Annotated in this window: 27 protein-coding genes and 1 tRNA gene; 18 read left to right on the top strand and 10 right to left on the bottom strand. The window is 46.2% G+C overall.

Annotated elements, in window-relative coordinates:
- Nucleotides 1-34 precede the first annotated feature (34 nt).
- Nucleotides 35-2,725: a family 78 glycoside hydrolase catalytic domain gene (locus J2Z66_RS03925; protein WP_209970048.1), complete on the bottom strand. Its 2,691-nt coding sequence runs from the start codon at nucleotides 2,723-2,725 to the stop codon at nucleotides 35-37.
- A gap of 130 nt (nucleotides 2,726-2,855) precedes the next feature.
- Between J2Z66_RS03925 and J2Z66_RS03920 the strand changes: the two genes are divergently transcribed.
- Nucleotides 2,856-3,746: an AraC family transcriptional regulator gene (locus J2Z66_RS03920; RefSeq protein WP_209970047.1), complete on the top strand. Its 891-nt coding sequence runs from the start codon at nucleotides 2,856-2,858 to the stop codon at nucleotides 3,744-3,746.
- A 52-nt stretch (nucleotides 3,747-3,798) separates the two neighbouring features.
- On the opposite strand, the gene J2Z66_RS03915 is transcribed toward J2Z66_RS03920, so the two are convergent.
- Nucleotides 3,799-4,941: a GGDEF domain-containing protein gene (locus tag J2Z66_RS03915; RefSeq protein ID WP_209970046.1), complete on the bottom strand. Its 1,143-nt coding sequence runs from the start codon at nucleotides 4,939-4,941 to the stop codon at nucleotides 3,799-3,801.
- A gap of 140 nt (nucleotides 4,942-5,081) precedes the next feature.
- On the opposite strand from J2Z66_RS03915, the gene J2Z66_RS03910 reads away from it, so the two are divergent.
- From J2Z66_RS03910 to J2Z66_RS03890, 5 genes are read left to right on the top strand one after another with little or no spacing between them, the layout of a single operon-like run.
- Nucleotides 5,082-6,215: a glycosyltransferase family 4 protein gene (locus J2Z66_RS03910; protein WP_209970045.1), complete on the top strand. Its 1,134-nt coding sequence runs from the start codon at nucleotides 5,082-5,084 to the stop codon at nucleotides 6,213-6,215.
- Between the two features lie 12 nt (nucleotides 6,216-6,227).
- Complete coding sequence (locus J2Z66_RS03905; RefSeq protein WP_209970044.1) at nucleotides 6,228-7,550, top strand: metallophosphoesterase family protein; 1,323 nt, start codon at nucleotides 6,228-6,230, stop codon at nucleotides 7,548-7,550.
- On the top strand, nucleotides 7,547-10,840 hold the full coding sequence (locus tag J2Z66_RS03900) for an AAA family ATPase (protein ID WP_209970043.1): 3,294 nt from the start codon (nucleotides 7,547-7,549) through the stop codon (nucleotides 10,838-10,840). The genes J2Z66_RS03905 and J2Z66_RS03900 overlap by 4 nt, the downstream gene beginning before the upstream one ends.
- A 48-nt stretch (nucleotides 10,841-10,888) precedes the next feature.
- Nucleotides 10,889-11,167, top strand: a complete 279-nt coding sequence (locus tag J2Z66_RS03895; RefSeq protein WP_209970042.1) for a hypothetical protein — start codon at nucleotides 10,889-10,891, stop codon at nucleotides 11,165-11,167.
- 42 nt (nucleotides 11,168-11,209) lie between these two features.
- A complete protein-coding gene (locus tag J2Z66_RS03890) occupies nucleotides 11,210-11,659 on the top strand; it encodes a hypothetical protein (RefSeq protein ID WP_209970041.1) in 450 nt (149 codons plus the stop codon).
- Here J2Z66_RS03890 and J2Z66_RS03885 read toward each other — a convergent pair.
- Nucleotides 11,597-12,631, bottom strand: a complete 1,035-nt coding sequence (locus J2Z66_RS03885) for a YkvI family membrane protein (protein WP_209970040.1) — start codon at nucleotides 12,629-12,631, stop codon at nucleotides 11,597-11,599. The two genes, J2Z66_RS03890 and J2Z66_RS03885, sit on opposite strands and share 63 nt — an antisense overlap.
- Before the next feature lie 145 nt (nucleotides 12,632-12,776).
- Between J2Z66_RS03885 and J2Z66_RS03880 the strand changes: the two genes are divergently transcribed.
- The gene (locus J2Z66_RS03880) at nucleotides 12,777-13,382 is read left to right on the top strand and encodes a DedA family protein (RefSeq protein ID WP_245375254.1); all 606 of its coding nucleotides are present in this window, start codon (nucleotides 12,777-12,779) and stop codon (nucleotides 13,380-13,382) included.
- Between the two features lie 35 nt (nucleotides 13,383-13,417).
- Here the strand turns inward: J2Z66_RS03880 and J2Z66_RS03875 are convergent, their stop codons facing one another.
- Nucleotides 13,418-14,143 carry an SPOR domain-containing protein gene (locus J2Z66_RS03875; protein WP_209970039.1) on the bottom strand — a complete coding sequence of 242 codons (726 nt, stop codon included), beginning with the start codon at nucleotides 14,141-14,143 and terminating at the stop codon, nucleotides 13,418-13,420.
- A gap of 373 nt (nucleotides 14,144-14,516) precedes the next feature.
- On the opposite strand from J2Z66_RS03875, the gene J2Z66_RS03870 reads away from it, so the two are divergent.
- Nucleotides 14,517-15,086, top strand: coding sequence for a xanthine phosphoribosyltransferase (locus J2Z66_RS03870; RefSeq protein ID WP_209970038.1), 570 nt, complete (start codon nucleotides 14,517-14,519; stop codon nucleotides 15,084-15,086).
- Between the two features lie 89 nt (nucleotides 15,087-15,175).
- The gene (locus tag J2Z66_RS03865) at nucleotides 15,176-15,502 is read left to right on the top strand and encodes a hypothetical protein (RefSeq protein WP_209970037.1); all 327 of its coding nucleotides are present in this window, start codon (nucleotides 15,176-15,178) and stop codon (nucleotides 15,500-15,502) included.
- A 117-nt stretch (nucleotides 15,503-15,619) separates the two neighbouring features.
- Here the strand turns inward: J2Z66_RS03865 and J2Z66_RS03860 are convergent, their stop codons facing one another.
- A complete protein-coding gene (locus J2Z66_RS03860; RefSeq protein WP_209970036.1) occupies nucleotides 15,620-15,937 on the bottom strand; it encodes a hypothetical protein in 318 nt (105 codons plus the stop codon).
- Between the two features lie 163 nt (nucleotides 15,938-16,100).
- On the opposite strand from J2Z66_RS03860, the gene J2Z66_RS03855 reads away from it, so the two are divergent.
- The 3 genes from J2Z66_RS03855 (at nucleotide 16,101) to J2Z66_RS03845 (ending at nucleotide 17,743) form a co-directional block, all read left to right on the top strand.
- Complete coding sequence (locus J2Z66_RS03855) at nucleotides 16,101-16,340, top strand: hypothetical protein (RefSeq protein WP_209970035.1); 240 nt, start codon at nucleotides 16,101-16,103, stop codon at nucleotides 16,338-16,340.
- Between the two features lie 157 nt (nucleotides 16,341-16,497).
- The gene (locus tag J2Z66_RS03850) at nucleotides 16,498-17,421 is read left to right on the top strand and encodes an AEC family transporter (protein ID WP_209970034.1); all 924 of its coding nucleotides are present in this window, start codon (nucleotides 16,498-16,500) and stop codon (nucleotides 17,419-17,421) included.
- Nucleotides 17,422-17,659: 238 nt separating this feature from the next.
- Nucleotides 17,660-17,743 (top strand) — tRNA-Leu (locus tag J2Z66_RS03845).
- 8 nt (nucleotides 17,744-17,751) lie between these two features.
- Here J2Z66_RS03845 and J2Z66_RS03840 read toward each other — a convergent pair.
- Nucleotides 17,752-18,084 carry a hypothetical protein gene (locus J2Z66_RS03840; RefSeq protein ID WP_209970033.1) on the bottom strand — a complete coding sequence of 111 codons (333 nt, stop codon included), beginning with the start codon at nucleotides 18,082-18,084 and terminating at the stop codon, nucleotides 17,752-17,754.
- Nucleotides 18,081-18,398 (bottom strand): tyrosine-type recombinase/integrase, encoded by a 318-nt coding sequence (locus J2Z66_RS43980; RefSeq protein WP_376774360.1) that lies wholly within the window; start codon nucleotides 18,396-18,398, stop codon nucleotides 18,081-18,083. The genes J2Z66_RS03840 and J2Z66_RS43980 overlap by 4 nt, the downstream gene beginning before the upstream one ends.
- Between J2Z66_RS43980 and J2Z66_RS03830 the strand changes: the two genes are divergently transcribed.
- A complete protein-coding gene (locus J2Z66_RS03830) occupies nucleotides 18,291-18,530 on the top strand; it encodes a hypothetical protein (RefSeq protein ID WP_209970340.1) in 240 nt (79 codons plus the stop codon). The genes J2Z66_RS43980 and J2Z66_RS03830 overlap by 108 nt on opposite strands.
- A 235-nt stretch (nucleotides 18,531-18,765) precedes the next feature.
- Here the strand turns inward: J2Z66_RS03830 and J2Z66_RS03825 are convergent, their stop codons facing one another.
- Nucleotides 18,766-20,256 (bottom strand): MDR family MFS transporter, encoded by a 1,491-nt coding sequence (locus J2Z66_RS03825; protein WP_209970031.1) that lies wholly within the window; start codon nucleotides 20,254-20,256, stop codon nucleotides 18,766-18,768.
- A 291-nt stretch (nucleotides 20,257-20,547) separates the two neighbouring features.
- Here J2Z66_RS03825 and J2Z66_RS03820 point away from each other — a divergent pair, with 291 nt between their 5' ends.
- The 4 genes from J2Z66_RS03820 to J2Z66_RS03805 all read left to right on the top strand — a co-directional run bounded on the left by J2Z66_RS03820 (nucleotide 20,548) and on the right by J2Z66_RS03805 (nucleotide 22,848).
- Nucleotides 20,548-21,120, top strand: a complete 573-nt coding sequence (locus tag J2Z66_RS03820; protein WP_209970030.1) for a nitroreductase family protein — start codon at nucleotides 20,548-20,550, stop codon at nucleotides 21,118-21,120.
- A gap of 47 nt (nucleotides 21,121-21,167) precedes the next feature.
- Nucleotides 21,168-21,647 (top strand): nitroreductase family protein, encoded by a 480-nt coding sequence (locus J2Z66_RS03815; protein ID WP_209970029.1) that lies wholly within the window; start codon nucleotides 21,168-21,170, stop codon nucleotides 21,645-21,647.
- A 48-nt stretch (nucleotides 21,648-21,695) separates the two neighbouring features.
- Nucleotides 21,696-22,199, top strand: a complete 504-nt coding sequence (locus J2Z66_RS03810; RefSeq protein ID WP_209970028.1) for a MarR family transcriptional regulator — start codon at nucleotides 21,696-21,698, stop codon at nucleotides 22,197-22,199.
- 382 nt (nucleotides 22,200-22,581) lie between these two features.
- Nucleotides 22,582-22,848 (top strand): hypothetical protein, encoded by a 267-nt coding sequence (locus J2Z66_RS03805; RefSeq protein WP_209970027.1) that lies wholly within the window; start codon nucleotides 22,582-22,584, stop codon nucleotides 22,846-22,848.
- Nucleotides 22,849-23,679: 831 nt separating this feature from the next.
- Here J2Z66_RS03805 and J2Z66_RS03800 read toward each other — a convergent pair.
- Both J2Z66_RS03800 and J2Z66_RS03795 read right to left on the bottom strand, forming a co-directional pair.
- Nucleotides 23,680-24,003 carry a hypothetical protein gene (locus J2Z66_RS03800; protein WP_209970026.1) on the bottom strand — a complete coding sequence of 108 codons (324 nt, stop codon included), beginning with the start codon at nucleotides 24,001-24,003 and terminating at the stop codon, nucleotides 23,680-23,682.
- A 377-nt stretch (nucleotides 24,004-24,380) separates the two neighbouring features.
- Nucleotides 24,381-24,743 (bottom strand): hypothetical protein, encoded by a 363-nt coding sequence (locus tag J2Z66_RS03795; protein ID WP_209970025.1) that lies wholly within the window; start codon nucleotides 24,741-24,743, stop codon nucleotides 24,381-24,383.
- Nucleotides 24,744-25,427: 684 nt separating this feature from the next.
- Between J2Z66_RS03795 and J2Z66_RS03790 the strand changes: the two genes are divergently transcribed.
- Entirely contained in the window at nucleotides 25,428-26,432 is a 1,005-nt protein-coding gene (locus tag J2Z66_RS03790; RefSeq protein WP_209970024.1) for a Gfo/Idh/MocA family protein, read from the top strand.
- Nucleotides 26,433-26,457 lie beyond the last annotated feature (25 nt).

The raw sequence follows: 26,457 nt of genomic DNA, 5'->3' as shown, positions 1-26,457 counted from the left end.
GGGGCTTGCTGCTTTCGAGTATAAATCTATTCTATTAAGCTTGCGTTTTAATCTGCTGTTGCCAAGGATATTCAAAGCTATAAGTCCCTGATTGGAGATGAAGCGTAACTCCTTCGGCATGTTCCTTACGATCGATAACTCCATCTAATTGATCGGCAGCTTGGCCCTGCTCAGTCAATTCGCTGAAGCTGGCGCCATTTAATATAACGGTAGCAGTAGTATTGTGTGGGATGCGAACCGCAAGTTTGAAGCGGCCATCCTCAATCTTCCAATCTGTTGACAGCTCGCCATAAAGAGTCTCAAGCGAAGCCTTTGCAAAGCTAATCCCATCTGTCGGCCGCGGATGAATAATGCTGTGCTTGTAGCCTGGATTAGCTTCATCCAAATCAATGCCGGCGACAACCTGATACAGCCAGTCGCCTACAGCTCCATAGGCATAATGGTTAAAGGAGTTCATATCTTTACTCCAGAATGATCCATCCGGCTTGATGCCGTCCCAATGCTCCCAGATTGTGGTTGCTCCTTTGGATACGGAGTATAACCAGGATGGATATTCCTCTTGAAGCACAAGGCGGTAAGCTGTTTCATTATAACCGTTTTGCGTTAAAGCATGGCATAGATAAGGGGTGCCTACAAAGCCGGTTGTCAGATGGAAGCCATTATCGGCCACCATTTGCGCCAAAGTAGCAGATACTCTTTCCTTAACAGCGCCTTCTACTAAGTTAAATTGCAGGGCGAGGGCATGCGCTGTTTGGTTGGGTGCTGCCAATCTTCCGCTAGGCGTAATAAATTCCCGGTTTAATTCCTCTGCAACCCGTTTCGACAGCTGTTGATAATGAATGGCATCCTGCTCAAAGCCTAGTACTTCAGCTGCACGGGAAAGCAAATGTGCCGAATAAGCAAAGAATGAGGTAGCGATGAAATCAGAAGGCGTTGCCCCGATATAGCTGCCTTCTTTGGCGTCAAGACCCAGCCAATCTCCATAATGAAACCCTGTGTTCCACAAATATTCGTTACTGCCTTGGCTGCGGATATATTCAACCCAGGCTTTCATGCTTTCATATTGATCCTCAAGAATGCGAACATCCCCATAGCACAAATAAATCGTCCATGGGCAAATCACAGCTGCATCTCCCCAGGCAGATGAGTTGGCAGCTTCAGAATTCGGCAGCACATCGGGAACTACAGATGGAACTCCCCCATCCGGAAACTGGTCGGCTTGTAAATCCCGCAGCCATTTCGTAAAGAAGGAGGCACTATTCATATTGAAGCTGGCAGTGCGAATAAACACCTGCGCATCTCCTGTCCAGCCGAGCCTCTCATCTCTTTGCGGACAATCCGTCGGAACGTCCAGGAAATTGCCTCTTTGTCCCCAAACTATGTTGCGCTGCAGTTGATTAATTCTTTCATCGGAGCACTCGAAATGCCCGGTGTTCTCCATATCGCTATAAATGACCTTGCCGGTGAAATCATCCAAGGACAGATCCTCCGGGAAGCCCTCCAGCTTAACATAACGAAAGCCTTGGAATGTAAAACGGGGCTCATAGCTTTCCTCGCCATTTCCGCTTAACGTGTAGCGATTTGTCTGTTTGGCTGCCCGCAGGTTCTCGATATAGAAATTGCCTTCATGATCAAGCACTTCGGCATGCTGCAAGCTTACCTCGCTGCCCTCAGCGCCCCGAATTCGAAAGGCAACCCAACCGACCATGTTTTGCCCAAAATCAAGTACGGTTTCTCCTGCTGGCGTATGAATGAGCTCGACCGGTGACAATTCGTGCAATATTCGCACAGGTACATTCTCTTGTGGAAGCAGGTTGCTTTTATCCTTGTCCAGCAAGGATACTGGCAGCCATGCTGAATCCTTGTATCCGGCTGTACTCCAGTCTTTGCGTTCCAACCGTGCATCGTACGTTTCACCATGATAGATTTCCGACATCAGGATTGGACCTGTTTCCGCTTTCCACGCTTCGTCGCTGCGTATAACTGTGGATTCACCGTTTTCATAGCAAACATGGAGCTCTACCAGCAGGGCGCGTTCCTTTCCATAATAATCGTGCTGATTTTCCCAAGCGAGATTGCCCTTGTACCAACCATTTCCGAGCAGCGCACCTAATGCATTCTCACCTTCGTGAAGCTGGGAGGTTACATCATAGGTTTGCGTCTGCAGCCGCGTCTTGTAGCTTGTCCAGCCTGGGGCAAACTGTTCGTCACCAACGCGTGTTCCATTGAGCTCAAGCTCATATAAGCCCAGCGCAGTGGCATATATTCTTGCAGATTTTATGTTACTTGATAGTACAAAACTTCTGCGCAGCATATGGGATGCGTCCGGCAGCCGGTCGTGAGCGGCCAAATCGCAGGTAATCCAGTCAGCAGTCCATTCTTCGGGCTTAATGATGCCTGTCTCCCAATAAGCAGTTTCGCTCCAGTCAGACAAGCTGCCGCCCTGTTCCCACACCTTAACGCGATAATAATACCGGGTACGGGATTCTGTGGCTGGTCCTTCATAAGTAATGTGAATGGATTGATTGGAAGAAACCTTGCCGCTATCCCAATGCAAGCTGGCAAACGTTTCATCAGCCTTGGAAACCTGAATTTGATAAGCCGCCTGGTTCACACCTTTTCCTTCAGCAGCTAACTGCCAGCTAAGCCTTGGGCGGGTCACACCTATACCTAACGGATTATTCAAATATTCACAACGTAAATTTTCAACAGAAAGATGACTCACTTATCAACACCTCCAGAATTAGTTCTAGTGTAATTGAATTTGTAAGTAAAAAAATAGGTTGAATCAGGTAATTTTATAGGTGTATTATTAATGGGGACAAAATGAAATCAGGGAGCGGAGGGGGTTGAAGATGAAAAAATTTGCCACTGTGCATTTAAAGGGAGAGTTATTTTTTAACCCGCATGAAGCCGTTTATGTCAATCGCGTTGTAGAATCCTTTCAACAAAGTCAGCATACGCATGATTTTCTGGAAATAAATTATGTGGCTGAGGGCAGGGGGGCTCATTATTTGGAGGAAGAGCGGATTTCATCCCGCAAAGGTGATGTGTTTATGCTGCCTGTTGGCACTTCCCACATTTTTCGTCCCTCTTCCACAGATCCTAAGCAGCCTTTTGTCATTTACAATTGTTTGATCCGGCCCGAAGCGTTGTTAGAATGGAAGTCTCTCGATTCGTTTCCTGATGAGTTTGCTCCCTTTATCGATCTATGCTTGCAAAATGGGCCAACAGCTATTAAATGGCTGCGCACAGAGGATCATACCGGAGATTTTCATAAGCTATTTATGAACCTTGCTCAGGAATATACCCATAAAAGAGCAGGCTATACGGCGATTATGAGTGGGTTAAGCCAGGCTATATTAGGCATGCTGTTTCGCATACATGTGGAGGATACTCAAGATCAGCCGTATCGCGAGCCCTTATTCGAGGAAATTATGCAGGAAATCAAGCTCCACTATCACGACTCCAAGCTTAGCGCAAAAGAGCTGGCCAAAAAAATGGGTATCGAAACGGGCCGCTTCCAGAAGCTGTTTAAGCTCCACAATGGCGTGTCCTTCGTTGCATTTATTCAAAACTTGCGTATCGAGCACAGCTGCCAGCTGCTGAGGGAAACCTCTTATCAAATTCATCATATTGCCGAATTAGTCGGCTACCAGGATCTGAAATTTTTCCATGCGTTGTTCAAAAGGAAAACAGGCACAACTCCGCATCAATTTCGGCTTGCTGCCAAAAAAATGCCATAGAGCAGTGCTGAACATCCAGGACGTACGGTTTCCTTGATATCGCTGAGTTAGCTCACTTTTGATCATAGGATACCACCTTGTTTTTTCCACTTTTTTTAGCGCGGTACATGGCTTCATCTGCTTGTTTGATAAGCTGCGCTGCAGTTATTCCACTCTTATACTTGCTATACCCGAGGCTTAGCGTCACGCTGGTTTCTACTTCGACCCGTTTGCGGATTCGCTCAGCGAATACTCTCATTTTGAGGGCGGAATCTGTAGTTAGCACCACAATCTCCTCGCCGCCGTAACGACCTGCTATCCCGTGATCTTCGCTTTCTTCTTTGACGATTTTGGCAACGAGCCGCAGCATTTGGTCTCCTGTGTGATGGCCCTTGGTGTCATTCAATTTTTTGAAATTATCGATATCGCAGAATAGGACAGAGACAGGGACCTTATGCCGGACATATTGTTCAACTTTGTTGCAGAAAAAATGACGGTTATAAAGCTGTGTCAAGCTATCTGTAATCGCTGAATTGTAAATAGCCTGCATCACTTCGACAACGCGCTCAAACAGCAGCAAAAATAACAGGAAATAAAAGAGAATCGGCAGCGCATGCTCAATTAAGGATAAGAAGGGTAGATTGTTGTCAAAAATATATAAATTGATCATACGGGCGATCTGATCGGCAAAATAGACGGTTAAAGCGAATTGATATTTCCCACGTTGACCGATATAGGGAGCAATGAAATAGAAGAAAACAAAAATAAGAATAAATAAATAGAGCCGAAGGCCGATATCCTGCAGCAGAATCATTTGCACCTCTGTGCCCTGATACCAGGCAGGCAAGTAGAAATACAGCAGAGAAACAATGAAGCCAAATGTAATTAGGCTGTAAAATAATGAATATTGTTTCAATTTGGTAGGATTGTACAGCTGGTAGATTCCCATGTTCAGCAAAGTAAAAGAAACAATATTCAACATTATCGTCGTATAGGTGGCAAGACTGCTTTTGAGATCATATAGATGAAAGTAAATCAGCAGTACATAATAGCTAATTTGAAAGCACAAGGAAATCGTCATGGACAAATAACCTTTTTTGCGGCGGTCAACGTACAAGCGGAGGGAAACTATAAACATCATGACAAGAATAACAAGCACGATTGCATGTGAGAACACGGGTGCCGAAGCACCGAAAATATAATCTGACGGCTTCATAGGTTCCTCCGAAATGGGTGAGGTCATGCGTGAGCTTTACTATTATATATGAAAATTCGCCAATTGGCGCTGTTCTCTTTTCTATTCTTACGGGAGCAGTTACAATAGAATGGAGCACAGCTTGGAGAGGGGCTTATGGAATGAACATACTGCAAGCTTTATTTTTTCCCCCGGAGCAGCCGGGTGGGGTGTCATCGATGGTTCCTTATATTCTGGAACGTTTCAAGAAAAGAGGCTGGGAGATGGATCTGTTCTCCATCCCTAGAAGAATCCGCGGCAAAGGAACGGAAGAAGTCAAGTTCTCAACCTTTGATTGGCGTATATATGCTGGCAACTCAATCGTCGATAAATATATTCAAACTTATAAGGATTATATATGGTGGACCAAGCTCCGGCTGAACAAAAGCTATGATTTGATTCATGCCCATCATCCGATTGCCGCCTTGGCGATGAAGCAGCTGTACCCGGAAACGCCTGTTATTATGACCATACACTCCAGCTTTGAGCGTGAGCTGATACTCAATGGGAAAATAGAGGAGAACGGCCCTGAGCATTTGTTCCTCATCTCATTATATAGGGAAATAGAAGCTTCGGTCGACCAGATTATTACAGTCTCGAATTCTTTCAAATATTACATGGGTGAATATGTGCAGGATGTAGAGCGGATCGGTGTAATTCCGAACGGATTTGACGAAAAACGTTTTCGTCCGGTTTCACATGACAATCAAGTGACACAGTTCATCACGGTTTGCAGACTTGTTCCGGCGAAAGGGCTTGATACGCTGCTGCTAGCCTGCGGCGAGCTCAAGAGGCGGGGGCATCCCTTTGTGCTCCACATTATTGGAGATGGACCGAGCCGGCATGAGCTGGAGCAATTGGCAGTCAGCCAAAACATTTACGAGGAGACGATATTTTACGGCTATATGCTCCATCCTGAGGAGTTCATGCCGTTTTTTGATATTTTTGTGCTGCCCTCAAGAGCAGAAGCTTTTGGCTCCGTATTTGCTGAGGCAGCACTCTGCTGGCTCGCTCTGATCGGGACGGAAGTAGGCGGCATCGCCGAACAAATCGATCATGGCAGCAATGGTCTGCTCGTTCCAGTAGGCGACTATCATGCACTAAGTCTGGCCATGGAGAAACTGATCATTGATCCGACCTTTCGTCATGCTCTGGCCAGAGGGGCTTGGGACAAGGCGAAAAAAACCTATTCACTCAACAGGGTAATTCAGCAGCTGAAGGGTGTATATGAAGTGTATCAGGCAACATCGGAGTAGGGAGGGTCCTTTATGCAACGACTACGCTTTATCCATGCGGCTGATCTGCATTTGGACAGTCCATTTAAAGGAATGACTGAGCTTCCGCCGCAGCTGCGTGAACAAGTGAGGGAGTCCACCTTCGAGGCCCTGAGACAATTGGTGGCGCTTGCTATCCGGGAGCAGGTAGACTTCGTTCTTATTGGTGGGGATGTCTATGATCTTGCTGATCGTTCACTGCGTGCGCAGCTCCGTTTTCAGAAGGCTGTGCAGCAGCTGGCGGATCATAATATTCCAACCTATATCATACATGGCAATCATGACCCGGAGGATGGACGCGCGGCCCGGCTGACTTGGCCAGCAGCGGTCCATTTTTTTGCTTGCGACCAGGTGGAGACTATTGAAGTGGAGAAGCCCGGCCGCGGTGTGATTGCGCATATTCATGGCATTTCTTATAAAACCGCTGCAGTAACTGAGAATCTGGCTCTGCAGTTTCGGGCCTTAGATTCTGCAATCTATCAGATCGGGCTGCTCCATACAAATGTGGATGGAGATGCTGGCCATGATAATTATGCACCATGCTCCAAGCAGGATTTACTGCGCAGGGGAATGCATTACTGGGCACTTGGTCATGTACATACAAGAAAGGTGCTGAATGATTCACCGGCTATTGTATATCCAGGCAATCTGCAGGGCAGAAGCATTCGTGAAACGGGGCCCCGCGGCTGCTACCTTGTAAATGTCGATGAAGATGGAGCAGCGGAGCTGAGCTTTCAGGAGCTGGATTGCCTCCGCTGGCATGTGGTGAAGCTGTCGATTCGTGATATTCGCACGGAGCAGGAGCTGCGCAGTATGCTGGAAGAGCATATGGACGTTATCCGCTTCGCGGCAGAAGGCCGTGACAGCATCGTCCGCGTGATTCTTGAAGGCCGGGGGCCTGTACACGAGCTGCTTCGCAAGGGTCGTGCGCTTGCAGAGCTCATGGCCGATTTACGCGAGGAGGAAGCTGCGCGTATTGGTGGAGCTGCAAGAGGTTTGGATCTAAACCCGCTGTCTCAGGCTGGTTTTGTTTGGATCGAGTCGATGGAGGACCGCTCAGGGAGCGAAATCGACCGTGCTTTGCTGCTGCAGCAGAAGAGCTTCGCTGGCGATCTGCTGCGGCTCTCGCAGAGCCTGCAGCTCGACGAAGCTGCGCTGCAGGCTTTCGCGGGCGAGGCGCTCGCCGCGCTGCAGGCTCTGCCGCAGGCGGCCGGAGGCCCGCCCGCGCTGGAGCAGGAACGGCTGCAGCAGTGGCTGCACGCCGCTGAAGAGCTCGCCGCGGACCTGCTGGCCGCGGGCAGGGGGTGGGATGGATGAGAATCGTATCCATCGAGGTGCAGGGCTTCGGTGTCCTCAGGGAGCGGACACTTCTCACGGACAGCCCGCTAGTGCTGCTCTATGGAGCCAACGAAGCGGGCAAAAGCACACTCATGGGCTTCGTCCGCGCGGTTCTGTTCGGCTTCCCGTCCCGCGGCAGCCGGGCGGAGCGCTACGAACCGCCGATGGGCGGCGCCCATGGAGGAGCCTTGACCCTGCTGGATGGGCAGGGTCAGCGCATCCGCGTCGAGCGCTACAGCGGCTCGGCCGGTGCCAGACGATCCTCCGCCGGGATCGTCAAGGTCACGCTCGGTGACGGCACCACCGGCGGGGAGGAGCTGCTGCACGCGCTGCTGGGCGGCCTGTCGGCCGACCTTTTCCGCAGCTTGTTTGCCTTTGGCTTAAGCGAGCTGCAGGAGCTGCGCACCCTGCAGACGGATGAGATCAGCGGCTACTTATATAGTGCCGGCCTTGGCGTCAGCGGCTCGGTCATTATGGATGCCGAGCGCAAGCTGGCGCTGCAGGCGGAGACGCTGTACAGGCCGCGCGGGCGCAATCAGGAAATCAATAAGCTGCTCAAGGAGCTGGATGAGCTCAATCAAAGCCTGCGTCAAAGTAAAGAGCGTGTAGGCGAATATGACATTCTGCAGGAGAAATGCCGCGCAAGTGAGCAGCAGATCGCTGCTTTGGAGCTGGGGAAGCAGGAGCTCCGCGCTGAGCTTGATGAGCTTTCTCTTGCGAAGAAAGCAAGGGTCTCTTGGATTCGTCTGAATCAAATTGCTGCCGAGCTTGATGAGCTTCCACATTTGGAACAGTTTCCGGAGCAAGCTACAGCCAGATATGAGGCTCTGGAAGAAGAACTTGAGCGTTACAGCGAGGAAGGCTTGCGCTTGGCTAACAAGGAAGAAAGCCTGAAAGCCAATTTAATGCTTTTGAAGCCTAATGAAGGGCTTCTTACATATAAAGTAGAGCTGAATGCTCTGCTGGAGCAGGCTCCTGTCTATCAGGAGAGTGAGCGCGCTATGCTGGAGGCTGAGGCGGAACTTTCCCAGCTTGATCTTGAGCTGGATCGCCTGCTTGGTCAGTTAGGCGGAAGCTGGGAGGCAAGCACGCTTGCTGCTTTTCCTGTGTCGATCTCACTCCGGGAGCGGATTCGCGATTATCGTGAACGATTCTCTGTGCAGCAGGAACGAAGCGGCCGCTTGCAGGCTGAACGGCATCATTTGGTCCTGCAGACAGAGAGGCTGGAAGCAGCGGTGAAGACTCAGGAGCAGGAGCTGAAATCTTCAGCTGCTCGTTCAGCTGCAGGTTCTATGCTTCATGGGATGCTTATGGAGGGACAGGATCCCGCGCCGGCACTGAGCCGCATAGCGAAGGATTTCTCGCAGTGGCGTCAACTGCACAGTGAGCATGATCACGTTCGCGAGCGGGAGTTGGACAGACAGCGTTATCGTGAGGAGCTGCAGGAGGCCGCTGCACGGGAGCGTCTGCTAGCCAGTCAGCGAAGACGAAGTCTGGGCTTTACCGTCCTTGGAATCGCCCTGATTCTCTCAGCCTTTCTGTTATGGAAGGGCGAAGGAGTTTTGTCAGGGGTTTTGATGGGAATAGGGATTGTTGTGTTCCTCTTTCTTTTTTTGACAGGGACCCGATCTGTCTCAGGCAGCAATGCTCTGCGTAGTAAACGTGGACAGGCTGCTGGCAATAATGGATCTGAAGTTCCGCCGACTGGTGACGAAAAGCTGCGGAGTCTAGAGGAGCAGCTCTATCATTACAAGGAAAGCCTGGAGCGTCAGGTAGGCAAATGGTTCACTCAGCAGGAGACGGCCGCGGCTGGTGAAAAACCTGAAAGGAATTTGAATTCTTATTCAAATTCCCACTCGGAGGATCAAAACCGCTGGTCTGCAGTGCTTCACTGGCTGAATACATCTTTGGTGGAGCTTCAGCAGGAGGTCGAGAAGGATAGCCATCGTCAAGGGGAACTCCAGCGCAAGCTGGACAAGCTATCAGATGCCCAGCAAACTCTGCTGACCTTGGTCCGTCAGGATGATCAACTTGCTGTTGAACTAGAGATGCTAACGCAAGAAGGGGATAAGCTTCAGGAAGAATGGGGCTTATGGTTGCGGTCGCTTGGACTTGCTGATTCGCTGTCGCCAGATGCCGTGCTGGAAAGCTTGCAGCTTGTTGAGCTCGGCCATGAGCTGATAAGGCGTCAAGGAAGGCTGAAATCCAAGGTCCAATTGATTAGGGAACAGAGAAGCAGCTTCGAGCGAGATACTGCAATGTACCTTGGTTCGGCTGCAGGATCTGACGCTGTACTTGCACTCAAACGCTGGAAGGAAGCAGAGAAGCATGAGCTGGAGTTACAAGATGAGTGTGAGCGTATAAGGCAGCAGCTTGTGCTTGTTGTACAGGAAAGTCAGCTACTTGTAGAACGGCATAGACGTGCATCTGTAAAGCTTGAGAGTTTGCTGCAGGAAGCAGCAGCTTTGAATGGTGAGCAGTTAAGGCAAAATCAAAACAAGCAAGAGCGGCGGGCGAAGCTGCTTGAGGAGCAGAGAATGCTCAGCGGTACTATGGAGACTTTAGCCGGAACAACATACGTGCCGCGGCTGCAAGTATTATTAGACGAAATCGGCGAGGAGGAGCTCAAGCGTAGAAGCCAAAATCTGGAGCAGCGGATCAAGCTGGCCGAGGAAGAGGCGAATGGACTGAGGGAGCTGCTCGGGAAGCTGACTAGCGAAATAGGCAAGCTGGAGCTTGGAGTCGAACATACAGACAAGCTCCAAAAGGCGGAAGTACATAGAGCATCCTTGGAGCAAATGATAGATCAATATGCGGTTGCTTCCTTTGCATCCCTATTGATGAAGAAAGCCAGAGAGGCCTATGAGCGGGACAGACAGCCAGGGGTGCTTATACGCGCGTCTGCTTACTTTGAACAGATGACGCAAGGAAAGTATAAGCAAATCAAGGCGCCGTTTGGCGAACAGCGGCTTGTAGCCATTCGTGAGGATGGGCAAACGCTTGACACGGGCTCACTCAGTAGAGGAACCTCAGAGCAGCTTTACTTGGCTATGCGTTTAGCCTTGGCAGAGGAGTATGCAGGCAAGGCGGTGCTGCCATTAGTGATGGACGATATTCTGGTGAATTTCGACGAGCGGCGTATGGAAAGCTGTTTGCTGGTGCTAAGCGAGCTGAGCAAGAAGCATCAAATTCTCTTGTTCACTTGTCATGCCCATGTTCGCGATGCGGCAGTACGCCTGATTCCACAGCAGAGACTGATTGAGCTCTAGGTAGTCAGGAAACAAAGACATTTCATGATAGTGTTGGGAGGTTTGACCTTGAGTAAGGAAGATAAGCGGGCGAAGCAGAGGGAACTTACTTACCAGGTAGGTCGAAAAAAGGGCAAAATAGAGAGGGGAGCGAAGGAGGGGAAAGGGGCTCCGCTGGCGGAATCAGCTAAAAGTAAAACTGCTGACCGCGAGCATGCTAAGCTGCTTTTCCTTTGGAAACAGGCCCCTGAGCTGCCCCAGGCGCTGCTGCTGCCCATTTTGTACCTGCTTCCGGCTATCAGTTTTTTACTTACCATTCTTCTAGTTTATTTACTCATCAACAGCTAACAAAAAACTCAGCTAAAAAACAATAAGTGAGGGGACAGTACCATGAATTGGGGTTTAGCTTTAGCGATTTTTGGCGGGATAGCAGGACTGCTGATAACCGGAATCGCTATATATACAGCTTGGGTGATTCATCAGCTGTGGAGCCAGCAAGCAGCTTCCCCGAGAGCCTTCAGCGTAACAGAAATTGCTGCGCGTTATTTATCCAGATGGACCACTCTGGATTATGGCGTGCTGGGAGTTTCCGTCATCGGTGTACTCTTTCTTATGGCTGATTTGATGGCCATTATGCGGGACAGAACCAGCGGTCTTGTACACTCTTATCATTTTGCCTATTTGCTATGTGGTATCATCTTTTCGGTGCTGGGTATGCTAATGTTATTCGCCCGCCTGCTGCTTGTCATTGGAATAGCCAAGGCTAAGGGGAGCTCTTCACAAAGCCCGATTTCTCCAAAGCAGCATAACAAGCCAGACGACGCTGACCATGCCGAATAGCGGGTACAAGGCGGAAAGCAGCACTTTAAAACCAATTTGACTGACCAGGTAGCTGGAGAGCAGTACAAAGATAAGGATCCATTGACGAGGGAGCTTCGTCCGCTGCTGCAATTGTAAGCACAAGCCATAGGCATCGGCAATAAATGTGGTGAAAATCTCTCCATAAATGACTAGCAAATAAGCGATTTGTGCAGCCATACCGAGTTTAGTAATAATGTTGCCCATAGGAATCTCGAACTGGGCTATACCTGGCATTTGTGCGGACAAAGCATAGTGAGCCGCTAACAGCAGCAGCCCGATTCCTACCCCGCCGAGCAGCCCGCCCCAGTAAAGAACAGACCGGTTGCGGATTGCAGAGCCCATGGGGACAAGCACAGCTTGAGCCGTGGCCAGATTAAAAGCTGTATACAGGAATGGAGCTGTCCATATTTTTGCGACAGAATCATCTGAAGTTTGTGTTAACCAGATTCCGGAGCTTGGCAAATTCCAGGTATAGATCACAATTACGAGTGTAAAGAGCAGCATAATGGGCACGACGACAGTATTTACGGTCATAATAGCTTGTATACCTTTGGAAAGTACGATATAGGCCAGAAATAGGGTAACAAGCAGCCCGGTTTGATAAGAGAAATGAAGCTGTTCATGGAATACGGTCCCCCCGCCGGCTAACATAACCGTTGTGATGCCGAATAAGACGACCATAGTAAATAAGCTGATTCCATTTCCTATTTTATTGCCAAACAATGCTTTGTTTAAATCCTCGTAGGATTCTGCTTTAAGGTCGTGAGCCATGAGCATCAGCTTCATGCCAAATCCGATAAACATTGCAGTGGAAAGAACAATCGTGAGGACAGCTACACCACCATAACGTGTAAAAAATTGCAAAATTTCTTGTCCAGAAGCAAAGCCGGCTCCGACAATTGTACCCATATATGTAAACGCCACTCGAATAATTTGTGACCCTGTACGCACCCAAGACCTCTCCTTTCTCTGCGGGTATATTGTACAAGGTATGTTTGAACGGAGTTAGCCATGACAAGAAGTTGGGATAAGCCTGGTATTTGATCGGATATAAAATAAACTACGCTGAAAACAAAGGCTTAAGGAGTTTTTCTGTTTGAATCAGGCAATTACAGATATTGTTTATCAATTAGGGTACCCCGCGTTATATTTGCTCATGTTAGTAGGAATAGTTGGGCTTCCGGTTCCGGGAGAGACATTGATGGCTTTCGCAGGCTCATTGACGCTTTCAGGTAGCCCGTTTACATTCGTGGGACTGCTGCTTGTATTAGTAGCAGGTTCAATGACAGGGATGATTATTAGCTATATATTAGGCTACCGCGTAGGCAAGCCTTTTCTATATCGGTATGGTAAATGGATCAAGCTGACGCCTGTTCGTATTGATCGGGCGGAGCGTTGGTTTAAGCGTTATGGCTTGTGGGCTGTTTTATTTGGCTTTTTTCTGCCAGGGGTCAGGCACTTTACTTGCTATTTCGCCGGAGTTAGCGGGGTTGGGTTTGTTAAATACTTAGTTTATTCCGCTGTTGGTGCTGTTCTGTGGTGTGGCACATTTCTTACACTTGGGCATTATATTGGTACTCATTTCAATAAATTGTATGAAATGATTCATCACTATCTGGGAGTCAGTATTTTAGTGCTTGTATTAGCAGCTTTAGTTGCCGTCTCCATTTATCTTCGATCACGCAAAAGAACGGCCCTTTAACAGAAAGGGCCGTTCTTCTATGTACAGCTGCTTGTTTAGTGGCTTGCAAACAGCTTGATCGATTGAATGGTATTTTCCTTTGGATCGATATCGAGCTTTAGAACAGTGCCCTGAGCTTTGTAAGAAAGCACGTAGGTAGTATTTGTATCAGGCTTGCCGAGGATGGAAATGGCGTCTTCTGATTTTTGACCGAGTCGCAGTCCTCTTAGGCCAGGATCAATTTCCGTAGTATGAATATCTACGAATTCCAATTTGTTGCTTACATTGAAGCCTACGGAGAAATCTGCATATTCAAACACTGTAATCGCGTCCGCATCTTCATCCATAACAAACTGGTTTTTAGCTTCACCGAATCTTTTGAGTACAGCTGCTTTATCACTGCCCAGCTGTAAGCCCATCAATGTCGGTTTTTGCTCCTGGTATGCATCCTTTTCGTCTACCTTGGGTTTAGCAGCTGGTTTAGGTGTCGCTGTGCCAGATGGCTTGGCGGCTTTATCCTCCGGAGATGTCTCGTTAGCAGAAACATGCGCTTCATGATTGATAGTAGGAGTAGCTGTCGGAATACTGCTGGGAGTTGAGGCCGCCGCGATAGGTTCATTTTCTTTAGGCTGTGATGAGTGCTGCGGCTGAAGCGGTGCTGTAGTCTCCGTTGGTGGCTCTACAACAGCAAGCGGCTTATCTTCACATCCTGAAGCAATCAATGTTATGAGCGCTAGGGGGAGTATTCCTGAACCAATAAGCTTCCAAGGTTTATTCATCATTTAGTAGGTCCTTTCCGATTCCATGCTCTGGGCTTAGAAACACATTAATTAATAATAAAGCTTATGGCGCATCATCACAATAAGGAAAGATGGCTAAATCAAGGCATATTTGAAGGAAAAATAAGCTTTTATCTTTTCAGGAGCCCTCAATCAAGGGTATAACAGTTCTTTCATAGTCTTATACCCTTATAGACAGTATCTGAACCCTATAAGTTGCATAGAACTTACGTATTTTGTCAAATTGGGACTTAGTACCTAGGAAATCTTAAGCATTATGAACAGGAAGCAAAAATGGACTATGTAAAATTTGAAAAATATGAGATACTACAAAATAAAAATGCTCATCCTGTATGGACGTAGTGGAGGTTATTATATGGAGTTATTAAAAAAGCGCATCCAGGAAGTGGGTGTGGTCGTATCTGATCAAGTGTTAAAGTTGGACGCTATTCTGAACCATCAAGTAGACCCGGTACTGGTAACTGAAATGGGAAAAGAATTTGCCCGGTTATTCGTTGAGACAAAGCCGGATAAAGTTATGACGGTTGAATCGTCGGGGATTGCTATGGCTTTCGCTACCGCTTACGAGCTTGGAGTGCCTATGGTGTTCGCCAGACGCAAAAAGACGCCAATGATGGATCAAGATACGTACAGTGAACGTGTCCCATCCTTTACCAAGGGCATTGTGACGGATATTGTAGTTTCCACTCATTATTTAAAGAAAGGCGAGCGGGTGCTGCTTATAGATGATTTTATTGCTAACGGCGACGCAGCCCGCGGCTTAATCCGTATTATTGAAAAGGCTGAAGCTGAGCTGGTAGGTGTAGGCATCGCAGTAGAAAAGGCGTTTCAGATCGGTGGATCTTCCCTGAGGGAACGAGGCATCCGTGTGGAGTCATTAGCCAGAATCTCTTCGCTGGCGAACGGACGCATTGAATTTGTGTGATGCCCTTATTTTTCATCTGCATTACGCCTTCCCTGAAAGCGATTTTTCATTTATAATAGACCGTAAGGTATGAGAGGAGGCTGAATCTTATGGGAAACGACAATGTATCCGCAGAGTATTTTGTAACCAAGTTATCCGAAGCCAAGAATCATTTTGAACGTGCGCTTGATTGCAAACATACAGAATTCGATGATCTGTATCCGTATATGATTGAACACCCACAATTTTTCTGGTACAAAAGATATGTAGCATGGTCAGAGTTATTAACAGTCGTTAAGCTTTGCACAGAACTATCGATGGAATGGGAACAGCAGTTTTCCCAGCAGCAAATCACGTATATCAAGAGTCGCGTGATGTCGAGCAAAGTCCTCGATTTCTGGTTTGAAACGAATGATTCCAAAGAGCATGTGAGCTGATTACAGCTATTATAGGAATAAGACCTACGTTTCTGATTTCAGATCGCAGGTCTTTTTTTGTCCTCGATTAGTCCTTGATTAGTCTTTGACTAACTAGAGCTTGATTATCCTCTTGAGTTACTCATCAGCTTGAGGCAGCACGTTCATTTTCTCAATATGCTTTCTCGTTTCTTCAGTACCTAACTCGTGGAGCATGCCATATACCTGGCTTAAGTAATAATCATTTTTGTCATTAGGACCGTCGTAGGTGTACATCCAAGGAACATGAGCGTGGACATATCCTTCCTGGTCGGCATCCTCACGCTCTTCGAAAAGCTCCCTGAGCTTGAGGATATCCTCTTCAGTTGCTACAATTTCAAATTCGTATGCTGCATCACCCTGACTTTCCATAATGCCACTGGCACCTACAGCTATGTAATAGCTTTTTTTATCCACTGATATCAACCTCCCTTTGCTTACAGTCTCCCAAGTTCCTTTCCATTATGTAAAAGCAGGCTAATTTTCCTTGAAACGATGAGTTTCCTTGTGAGCGGAATTCGTGTATGCTTAAGAAGAAAATTCAGATTGCCACATTGGCAAAGCTCGAAGGAGGACAACGATGATTTCCGATGAACAATTGGATGAGTATCGGGTGCAAGGTACCAAAGTACGTGTGATTCGGGATGTGAATCCGGAAAATGACATTAGAGGAATTGTTGTCGCATGGGATGATACCAGTGTATTGATCCGCAGACCAAACCGGCGTGTGGTAACACTTGACCGTAATTATATATACCAACCATCGAAGGCAGAGCGGCCTTCTGAGTTTACATTGCCCCCTGATGAAGTGGAAGCCTAGGCATTGTAAATGAAGACCTGTAAAGCAGCGGTGGTATCATAGGATGGAGAGGACCTTACTGGTAGCAGAGTAGGGTCCTTTCAATGTGAAGAAGCAAGAGTCTGATACCTATCTCAACAATGTCAACACAAAAAAATGAACGCTAGGGTGGCGCAAGATGAGTTATTTTTTTCACATTCTCTATTCCAATGTAATTCCGCTTTGTACGATGATTCTGATAGGGGCAGTGTTGAGAAGGGCCTTCGATTTAGATATCAAAACCTTATCCAAATTAAATTTTTATATATTTTCTCCGGCGCTTGTATTTAAAATGCTGTATGAATCCATAATTTCAGGGTCTGTGCTGATGCAGGTACTGCTTTATTTCTTTGTGTCTATGGCGCTGCTTGTCGTCGTTATTGAAATAACAATGCGGATTCGGCGGTATAAGGCTGGAATGAGGAGTGCTATGCGGAACAGCGTAATTTTCTATAACAGCGCCAATTATGCGATTCCGTTGAACCAGCTCGTTTTTGTTGGGGATGCATTTACGATGTCCATTCAGATTATTATTATGATGATGCAAAGTCTGCTGCCGAACACCTATGGGATTTATAGCGTCAATGCTCATAAGGGGAGTCTTAGATCGACACTTCGAACGATTTTTTCCATGCCTACGATCTATGCCATTCCGCTTGCTTTTTTACTTAGGGGATTTGCAATCCCGATACCGCAGCCCATTTATATTTCCCTTGATTACGTCACGGATGCGTTTATTGCTACTGCATTGATAACACTTGGTGTGCAGCTTGGAGGGATGAAATGGAAAATTAAATTCCCGGATGTACTGATTTCTAACTTTCTGAGGCTTCTCATTGGCCCTATAATTGGTTTTCTGGTCGTTTTGATGCTGGGTATAGATGGCCTGATGGCCAAGGCTCTTATCCTATCCTCGGCGGTTCCAACCTCACTCAATAGTGTGCTGCTGGCTGTGGAATTTGACAATGAGCCCGAATTTGCTTCCCAAGCGATTCTTGCTTCTACTATTTTTAGTATTTTTACAGTAACTATGGTTATTTACTTGCTGCAGTTCATAGAGTAGAGACGGTTTTTTATTGGAAATGCGTAGTGCATTTTTTTTGATTTGATTTGTTAAAAAAATATTTGGCCAATTGCTTGACTTCATTCCCTTTTGCATGGTATTATAAATCTCGCAGTTAAGAGTTGTACATGTCTTGAACGGTAATGAATCGTCAGCCTTTTGACTCCATAATGGGGTATAAACATACAGGTTATCGACTATTACAGGTAGCAAAACATTGCAGCACTTGACTTCATTTGCGGCCATGGCGGAATTGGCAGACGCGCTAGATTCAGGTTCTAGTGGTGTAACAGCCGTGGAGGTTCGAGTCCTCTTGGCCGCATTATCGTTTTAAACCCAAGAAGCCTTGCTGAGCAAGGCTTCTTTTCTTTTTGTCTGAGTTTGATTGTTCGTTGTATGGGTCGGAACAATGGAATCGAGATTCCCGATGTTCTCATGCGGTTGAATATGTGTATTTCGCTCGTTGTTTTCTCCTCGTTCAATGATTTGCTTAAACTCTTCCCTCAGTAGCGCTATTTCCGCTTGTATCGCCTCTCTGCGCTCAAGACAAGTCGTCCTATGGTTGTATTCGGCTACAAGCTTTACATGCCTTTGGACGATTACTACTACGAGCATTCTATCCGTCTCGTTGTCCTCCAGCAATGCCCATAGATTCTTGTTCAATTGTTCTCGTCCTCACTTTTATTCCTGTATGAGTCGTGTTCTTTATTTTTGGAGAAGATATCGCTTATTTTCTGAGCGGTGTTGTTTTTCATCTCAGTATCGATATGAGTATAGATATTTGCAGTCGTACCTATATCTGCGTGTCCTAGCCAACCCTGAATTTCACGAAGACTCATCCCATGCTTGAGGAGATAGCTACCCGCAGAATGTCTCAGATCGTGAAAGCGTATTGGAGGAAGATTATTGTCGCTGAGAATCTTCTTGAAACGGTGATTCAAGTATTCCGATTTGAGCGGCGCTCCGTCAGGCCGCAAAAAGATGAACACATGGTCTTTCTTGAAATGTTGTTTGATTTGTTACCGAGGCCATTACCTCATTTTGAAGAGAAAATCGAGAACCCAAACATTTTAGCTTGGACAGACAAGAGTAACGGGAACATTTTATAGATTAGAAATGAAATATTTCGTGAGATATTATTATCCATCGATAGTGATTTTGGAACATGGCATGAAGATAAGTAAAAATCACACATTACAATGTACAAAGCAAATATATACGAGAAGCTTCGTTCTGATGATGTATCTGTAATTCTTCCTAAAGATGACTCGCCGAAGAGTAAGATAATTAAGATTGTGACAACTGAAAAGGATGGCTATACCGGACGAAAGTGAAAAGATGATTTCAGTGGCCTATCATCGTGGGAGATTCAGATGCTCTTTCTCCGGTGCCATGGCTTTTCTTAGGCTTACGGAGAATCAAACTTAGCAAGACTCCAGTAACCGCAAACCATGCGATCAGGAAAAACGTGTCACCGAAGGCATCAGCCATCGCCGTCAAAAGATTTGCGTGCCCTGCTTGACCAAGTTTCAGCATATGATCCGTTGTTTGTGAGGTCATATAACCAACCAAGCTTGTAACTGCAAACGAAATGACGATCTGTTGGGCCGAGGAAGCGAGTGGAGTGACCCGATTCATCAGATGTGGAGGAGCTGAGTTGAGCACATGCGTATTAAGCGGCATTAGCGTAAAACCGGCGCCGAGACCCATCAGGATAAGCGGTGCATATAAAAGCCCCAAGCTCGAATCCGAATGAATTCCAGAGAGTATGAATAGCCCTGCAGCATAAAACGTCATCCCGGCCATGGCTAGTGGCCGCGCTCCGATCTTGTCGAACAGCTTGCCGGCGATCGGCATCGCAATTCCAGTGATAAGCGCCATTGGCATTTGAAGTAGTCCCGTATGAAGCGGTGAGAGACCCTTGACGCTTTGTAAATACAACGGAAGCATAATGATCGCTCCGTAGTTAACGACGAAGAAAATCCAATTGAGCAAAATGCCCCGCGTGAAGTCGGATGAGCGAAATGCACGAAGCTCCAGCAACGGCTGCTTTTGCATCAACTCCACGATTATAAACAGAATGAGAGCTGTGCCACCGACGCCAAGTCCGACAAGTGCTCCGGTAGAAGTCCAACTCGTTCCTCCTTCACTTACACCGTATACAAGCATTGAAAAAGCAACGGGTGCGAGAATAATTCCGAGATAGTCGAAATGCGGTGGCTCACCCCGTTCGGAAGCTGGCAAAAATCTCAAGCTGAAAAAGATGGCAAGTATTCCGATCGGTAAGTTGATTAGAAAAATCCAGTGCCAGCTTGCATATTCGATCAACCAGCCCGAAACGACAGGACCAAGTGCTGGGCCCATCAATAAAGGGATGCCGATCATGGCCATAACCGTTCCTCTCTTGTTTGCGGGTGCAAGCTTGAATCCCATTGACATAACGAGCGGCATAACCATTCCGCCTCCAAGCCCTTGTATGACACGAAACAAAATGAGCTGCTCCGTTGTTTGAGCTAGAGAACAAAGCACCGAACCGATCGTAAACAAAGCGACCGTTGTGGCAAAAATTCGTTTGAAACCGAAACGGTCGCTCAGCCAGCCAGCCATTGGAATGACTGCGGACAAAGCCAGCGTGTAACCGGTGACTGTCCACTGGATCATTTTCAGATTGGTGTCAAAATAATCAACCAGCTTTGGAATAGCGACATTAATGACTGTACTGTCGAGAAGAACCATGAACGCCCCGAAGACAAGGGCAAGCAGCTGAGGAAGAATGCTCCTGATGGTGAAAGCCTCTGATTGCTGCTCTAGCTTGAAGTTTTGTGAACTGGCCATATGTGATTCCTACTTCCTTCGTTATTTTTGTTTTCGAGTAAACTATATATTGTAATGCGTAACTCTGTCAATTGATTTTTGAGATTCATTATCATGTTGAAGTGAGGTGTCAATCGAAAAGGATGCCGAAAAACGATACATTAATAATGATTTTCGGTCGAATTTTGAATGTGTGTTTAGAAATTGATTATTTAAGATGAATGTGATATATTATTTCCAAGTGAATAATAAATGGATGTATACAGGCGTGTTGACGTCGGGTCTAGGAAATACTTCACGAGGAGGAGAACAATGAGTTTGAGGACGTTGATCAGGGAACGGAGAAGCATTCGGAAATTTAACGACGAACCCGTTTCACAGGAGGTAGTTATGAATCTGCTGCAAAAGGCGGATCAGTTGTGCGCTTATAATGGCGATGTCAGGTGGCGATATTTATATGCGGGCACATTCGAAGAGCGAGAACGTCTTGCCGACTGTATTAGCGCAAAGATACTGGGGAACAGTCTGGCGAAGATTGCCTTGGGAACGGTGATTAATCGCCTTCGTAAATGGATAATAAAGGTGCCGGCTAACCTCATTACCATTGTCAAGACGGATCTTGACCCCGTCAAACACGATGAAGCCTATGGAACCTTATGTCGTATTCTGCAGAGCTTTCAACTGCTTGCATGGGAGCAACGGCTTGGGATGGTTTGGATTACGTCGGAGCCTATTATTCAGAATGACGTGTTCTATAATCAAATCGGACTGCAAGAGGATGAACGGTTTGTCGGTCTGCTGCAAATCGGATATTTTGATAAAGCTCCAAAAGGGAGTGAACGGACTTCTGCCGAATACTTTTTGACTGAATTCGCTACAAAATGAGTGGAGAAGATAAGCAATCATCCAAAGACAGGAGGGGATCTTATCCGATGAAGCTGACGGACATGACGATCCCGCGGCACAATAATCATGCGTTTGAAATGCGTCCAGTTCCTAAAGAACTCGTGCTCGAATTGTTAAATCATGCCGTTTGGGCACCGAACCATAAACTAAGAGAGCCTTGGCGATTTATTTATATCCCCTACAGCGGGAAGCCGGATTGGTTTGATAAAAAGGTGCCCGCACAACTAGTGGTTACGCTTAAAAGTGACAACAGTACGAACAGACAAAACGAGGATTTGGCTGCAGTGTTTTGCCTCATTCAAAATTTCAAGCTGCTCGCATGGGAAAGACGACTAGGAGTAAACGTTACATTCCATGAGTGGATGTATGTCCAAGAGTATTGCCGTAGACTTGGTATACCCGACAAGGAGAAAGTTGCAGCAGTTCTCGACTTGGCCTTTTATTCTGATATCCTAGAGACGTCGCTCACAACGCCATCGACTTTGAACGTGAGTTGGCTACAATAGAAGATAGTATAAAAAACAATTTAGTAAAAAAAAGGGGGGCCTCTCATAATGAACCCATCCGAGGGACTCAAGCGATTGTTGCACAGCCGCCTTAACCACTACTTGCACTTATTCGAACAAACGATGACAACTCAGATTGATGAGTTTGCAGATCTCGCACTGGAACTGGGTATCACCACAGTTCCGACCAATATGACAAGCATTCATGTCATTGATTGCATCGGCAAAAACGAACCAATTAACAACACGGCTATTGCGGAAAAATTGAATATGTCCAAGGCGAATATTACGAAAATCAGCACCAAGCTACTTAAAGAAGGCTGCATTAAGCGAAGCCAGATGAACGACAATAAGAAAGAAGTGTATTTCAGCCTTTCGTCAAAAGGAAGGCAGGTCTTCGAAGTGCACGACATGATGCATGAAGCCATAGAACACAGGTTTATCAGTGTATTGGATTCATTTTCGGAATCGGAACTGCAGGCATCATTGAAATTCTTACAAGCATTGATCGATCAAATGGACAACATCGTGAAGGGGGACAAAAGAGCATGACAGGGGTATAACTCAAAACAAAGTCCGATGTAGAAGGTCCGATAGTATAAATTATTGCCATTTCGGACATTGCGGAGAGGAAGTCAACATACAAGTTCCATTGTGAAGGATTGTTCTGTTTTGATTATTTGGTAGATAAGAAAATTAAACTTAAAGAATTATCGGATGAATGGAAACAATATCTAACGGAAAAATCCGGATTGCCAAACAAAAAATTCACAGAATTGGATGAAGAAAAGATCAAGACGCTACGCAACAGTTTTATAACTAATCTAAGGCAGTTTGGTTATAAGAGTGTTCTTAACTTAAATCAGGTAGACATCTCTTTGGAATCATATCTACCAGTGATAATATACGAGCAATCTGGAGGTTTATATTAGAGTTGCTCCAAACATCTAATGAAAAAGCTGGAAATCACCCAGGCGTATTAATCTTTGATGAGCCTGCACAGCATAGCATCGTTATTAATGATATGGAGCAATTTTTCAATAGTATTATCAAACTAAATAAGAGCCAGGTCATTGTTGGAATTACAGTGAAAGACAGCGATACACGCCAAGCGATAAGTAAATTGTCAGAAGATAAATACAATTTAATCAAAGTCCCCAATAAAGCATTTCGAAAGTTTGGGTCAGAAAGTGAAAAGTAATATTTTATTTTATCCCAAGATAATCGTAAACTATATGGATTTTAGGATGTTTGGAAGAACTGATCACTCACACGTACTTAGTCGGTGACTTAGCTGCCGCTACGAACGTGAGCGGTTTTTTCATCAACTACTCAAAACGTATGAAGTCTCGGCTTCGCCAGTCTGCAGATGAACAAACCGCCGCGGGGTAAGTCAGGACAAAGCTTTCGGCGGTTGTCGATGATTCGTGTAGTGCTCCTGATTTCAAGGGACGAATCAGCGAATTGCCACGTCATGTCGCAGGGTTGACTTGATAGAACGATTACAAGTTGTTTGCTCAGTTAAAATTTGTCGATGGTAGTGGAGCAGGGCTGATTCGAGTGTCGTTCTCTCCGAGTTCTCTCAAACGTCCAATTTTGCTCATTTTTTGATGAATTCCCGTGACGCCTTGCGGCACTAGGGAAAGGGGGCGTGAAACGCCGAAACCCCTTGATTTTATAGGCTTTTTTCGGTTTTTTGGTTCCGCTAAAAGGACATGATTTCCGCTCGGTTCCCTTTGCCGAGCAAGATTCAGGTTCTAGTGGTGTAACAGCCGTGGAGGTTCGAGTCCTCTTGGCCGCATTATATGTAAGATCGGGAAAGCCTTGATACATATGGCTTTTTTTGTTGTACAAAAGTTTTTTTTCACTGCTACAGTTTCTTTATTTATCCTGTTATTGGATGTTCATTTAGGTGTTCATAGCCTGCCTGATAGAACCCCTGAAGCCATACTGTTGTAAGGTTTCTTTGATGTTCAATCTGTAGTTCACTTTGATATAACTGATCGCTAATTCGTTGTCAGGACTGCTGGAATTAGTAACGAAAACCTTTGCTGTTGTGTTCAAAGGCTTTTTTAGTGATTTCATGAAGCTCGCCTACTGGTTTTTTCCTAATTACATCCGAGATATCATTAGTAAGATATTTCCGACCTTCGAACCTATGACCATCACTATTCAATTTATCGGTTACCGCTTTGACAGCGCCTTGTATTGCGTATTCAAGAATAATCTCTTGATCTAAGTTAGTGGGCTCGTAAGATTCAATCATTTTAATTACATGTTCTTGATGCTCAATTTCCTTTTTGAGCTGCTCGATATATTCTTTTCTATTAGCTAAATTAATTTGTTTCATTTTCATAAATATTCCCCTTTCATTTTATTAATATAACTACTTCTTTTGGACCCTCTTTGTGGGGAAAGGAACCTAAGTTCCGATTTGTTCTGGAAGATAGGAGGGAATTGGCTATGGACAAGACAAAAATCGAATCATTTATACACGAAGGATTTGCAGCTGTGGAGCAGGGAATTAAATGAGTGGAGGGATAGCATGAGTGTTTGGAGTGAATCCTTTTTCACGCAGGATGTGAATAAAATGAAGGAGAGGCTTGACACTGCAGCTTGATTCAAAAGAATCGGCATCTGCAGGCAGCTCATAGATCTGCTAGACGAAATAGACTATCAAGAAGGCCGTTTGCAGTTCGCGAACAGGCCTTATACCTTTCCAACGATATCGTACTACCAGTAGCGAATCCTAAACTCGCAGATGGTTTTAAGGTAGTGGTTACCGGCTATGGTCACGGCAATTTCAGTTTGTGATTCGATTGGTCCACCATAGTCGAGGATCTCGCCTGACTGGTATACGATCACATTTGAGCGGTTATTTATGGCTTCTTTGAATTGGGCATCCGTCGATAGGATGAATCCCGGCTTGTACAAAGGTAAACTCTTTTCACCGTTATCGCTGAGTGCATTCAAATTATCAAAAATCCAAGAAATGAATAAAATTATAGCACCTAGTATAAAAAATGCAATAATCCAAGGCCATGCAGACTCTGGTTCGGCACCGCTTTTGATACCATTCATCATGTTGACTACCATAAAATACACCTCCAAAAACAAAATTCGACATAAAAGAGGAAAATCCTTCCTTAAATTCAGCGGGAGGGATAGAAAATGGGATTTGATTGGGTAGTTTTATTATAATTAACACGAGAAGAGAAATTGAAAAATTTAATAAAGAAATATGGCCAAAAAGTCCATTAAAGATAGTGGCGGATGAGAATCGTCTATCCGAGATTTTGATCTATTTTGAGCCTGTACGAGATGCCTGAAATAACGCAAAAACCGTGATCCGCTTCGACAGGAAGCGGATTTTTGACGTTTCCAACGGAATATGGTCTATCCGTAAGAATTATATCTATTGAGCGGAGGCTCTGTTGTCCGTATTGTTTGAAATGTAAACGATAACATTCGCATCGCAGAGAGGAGAATCAAGAAGTGGGAGTAAGATTGCGCAAGAACATTCCTTTGTTCGTCATGTGAAGCATTTTCGCATGGTATTCGACAACCCGCAGTCGTTAGAAATCATTCGAAATACGTTGGTGCTGGGCATTTGTCCATATTCGTCGGCTTTCCTTTAGATATGGTGCACGCCATCAGGGACAACAGGGAACCGATCATTTCCGGAGAAGATGTGAGGTCCGGGCTCGCGTTCATCTGGGGCACATATGAATCGTCAAGATCGAAGCAAGAAATTCATTTCGCTTAGGAGGAGGGTCAAAGATGCATACTTTTGCCATCATAGGATGCCAGCATAACCATATCTCGATGTTTATCGAGGAGATGTTCAAGTCCGGACATCGTTGTATCGGGATTTACGATAATGATCCGTCGGTCCTGGCAGCGGCGATGGCCGAACGATACAACATTCCGCTGCTGCGGGACGCAAGTGAAATTTGGAATTCACCGGCAACGATCATCGGTACTTCCGCCATCAATGACGAGAAAATCGGAATCGTAGAAGCCTGCTGCGAATACGGCAAGCATGTCATGCTCGACAAACCAATCGTTACCTGCCGCGACGGATTGAATCGGTTGGAAGCGGTCATAGACCGGGGACGGATTCAAGTCGGGCTGCTGCTTTCTTCTAGGAAGCAGCGCTCGATCTATACGTTGAAGGGAATGATTGATGCGGAGGAGCTGGGGAATATCGTCTCCATTACGATGCGCAAGCCGCATAAGCTGGTGCCGGCCAGCCGCCCAGCCTGGCATTTCTCCAAACGGCAAAACGGCGGAATTATTATGGATCTGCTCATCCACGATTTCGACATCCTTGGTTGGTTGACCGGACAGGAAATCGCTACTGCATCGGCTGTATTAGTCAAGTCGATTTTGCCGCAATATCCGGATTTTTACGATACAGCTGTCGTGCAATTAACCATGACGGGCGGCACTGTAGCCCAACTGCACGCTGACTGGCACACACCGGAGAAATGCTGGAGCTTTGGGGATCTTCGCATATTCGTCACGGGAACGCGGGGCAGTGCAGAAATACGCTTAACCGGGGATCCGTCCGTCGGCCAAGAGGAATTGTTGTTCACCGTCATGCATGATCAGCCCTTTGCCAAGATCCCCCTACAGCAGGTCCCTTATTCCCTCGCGGACGACTTTATTCGCAGAATAGAAGGGCTTCCTCATGAAATCACGCATAAGGACCTGCTGTTCGCATGCCGAGCTGCCGTTGAAGCGGATGAACACGCAGTGATGATTCGTAATCAAGGGTTGTAAGGGAAGACCGTCCACAGTTCCATTA

The organism is Paenibacillus eucommiae (assembly GCF_017874215.1).
GTDB classification, from domain to species: domain Bacteria; phylum Bacillota; class Bacilli; order Paenibacillales; family NBRC-103111; genus Paenibacillus_AI; species Paenibacillus_AI eucommiae.
This window is presented reverse-complemented; position numbering and strand designations above follow the sequence as displayed.

What these genes read in the sequence shown, in the direction of transcription:
- J2Z66_RS03920 (WP_209970047.1), top strand. Translation starts at nt 2,856, where the DNA reads ATGAAAAAATTTGCCACTGTGCATTTAAAGGGAGAGTTATTTTTTAAC.
- J2Z66_RS03915 (WP_209970046.1), bottom strand. Translation starts at nt 4,941, where the DNA reads ATGAAGCCGTCAGATTATATTTTCGGTGCTTCGGCACCCGTGTTCTCA.
- J2Z66_RS03910 (WP_209970045.1), top strand. Translation starts at nt 5,082, where the DNA reads ATGAACATACTGCAAGCTTTATTTTTTCCCCCGGAGCAGCCGGGTGGG.
- J2Z66_RS03905 (WP_209970044.1), top strand. Translation starts at nt 6,228, where the DNA reads ATGCAACGACTACGCTTTATCCATGCGGCTGATCTGCATTTGGACAGT.
- J2Z66_RS03900 (WP_209970043.1), top strand. Translation starts at nt 7,547, where the DNA reads ATGAGAATCGTATCCATCGAGGTGCAGGGCTTCGGTGTCCTCAGGGAG.
- J2Z66_RS03890 (WP_209970041.1), top strand. Translation starts at nt 11,210, where the DNA reads ATGAATTGGGGTTTAGCTTTAGCGATTTTTGGCGGGATAGCAGGACTG.
- J2Z66_RS03875 (WP_209970039.1), bottom strand. Translation starts at nt 14,143, where the DNA reads ATGATGAATAAACCTTGGAAGCTTATTGGTTCAGGAATACTCCCCCTA.
- J2Z66_RS03870 (WP_209970038.1), top strand. Translation starts at nt 14,517, where the DNA reads ATGGAGTTATTAAAAAAGCGCATCCAGGAAGTGGGTGTGGTCGTATCT.
- J2Z66_RS03865 (WP_209970037.1), top strand. Translation starts at nt 15,176, where the DNA reads ATGGGAAACGACAATGTATCCGCAGAGTATTTTGTAACCAAGTTATCC.
- J2Z66_RS03855 (WP_209970035.1), top strand. Translation starts at nt 16,101, where the DNA reads ATGATTTCCGATGAACAATTGGATGAGTATCGGGTGCAAGGTACCAAA.
- J2Z66_RS03850 (WP_209970034.1), top strand. Translation starts at nt 16,498, where the DNA reads ATGAGTTATTTTTTTCACATTCTCTATTCCAATGTAATTCCGCTTTGT.
- J2Z66_RS03830 (WP_209970340.1), top strand. Translation starts at nt 18,291, where the DNA reads ATGTCTCAGATCGTGAAAGCGTATTGGAGGAAGATTATTGTCGCTGAG.
- J2Z66_RS03825 (WP_209970031.1), bottom strand. Translation starts at nt 20,256, where the DNA reads ATGGCCAGTTCACAAAACTTCAAGCTAGAGCAGCAATCAGAGGCTTTC.
- J2Z66_RS03820 (WP_209970030.1), top strand. Translation starts at nt 20,548, where the DNA reads ATGAGTTTGAGGACGTTGATCAGGGAACGGAGAAGCATTCGGAAATTT.
- J2Z66_RS03815 (WP_209970029.1), top strand. Translation starts at nt 21,168, where the DNA reads ATGAAGCTGACGGACATGACGATCCCGCGGCACAATAATCATGCGTTT.
- J2Z66_RS03810 (WP_209970028.1), top strand. Translation starts at nt 21,696, where the DNA reads ATGAACCCATCCGAGGGACTCAAGCGATTGTTGCACAGCCGCCTTAAC.
- J2Z66_RS03800 (WP_209970026.1), bottom strand. Translation starts at nt 24,003, where the DNA reads ATGAAAATGAAACAAATTAATTTAGCTAATAGAAAAGAATATATCGAG.
- J2Z66_RS03795 (WP_209970025.1), bottom strand. Translation starts at nt 24,743, where the DNA reads ATGGTAGTCAACATGATGAATGGTATCAAAAGCGGTGCCGAACCAGAG.
- J2Z66_RS03790 (WP_209970024.1), top strand. Translation starts at nt 25,428, where the DNA reads ATGCATACTTTTGCCATCATAGGATGCCAGCATAACCATATCTCGATG.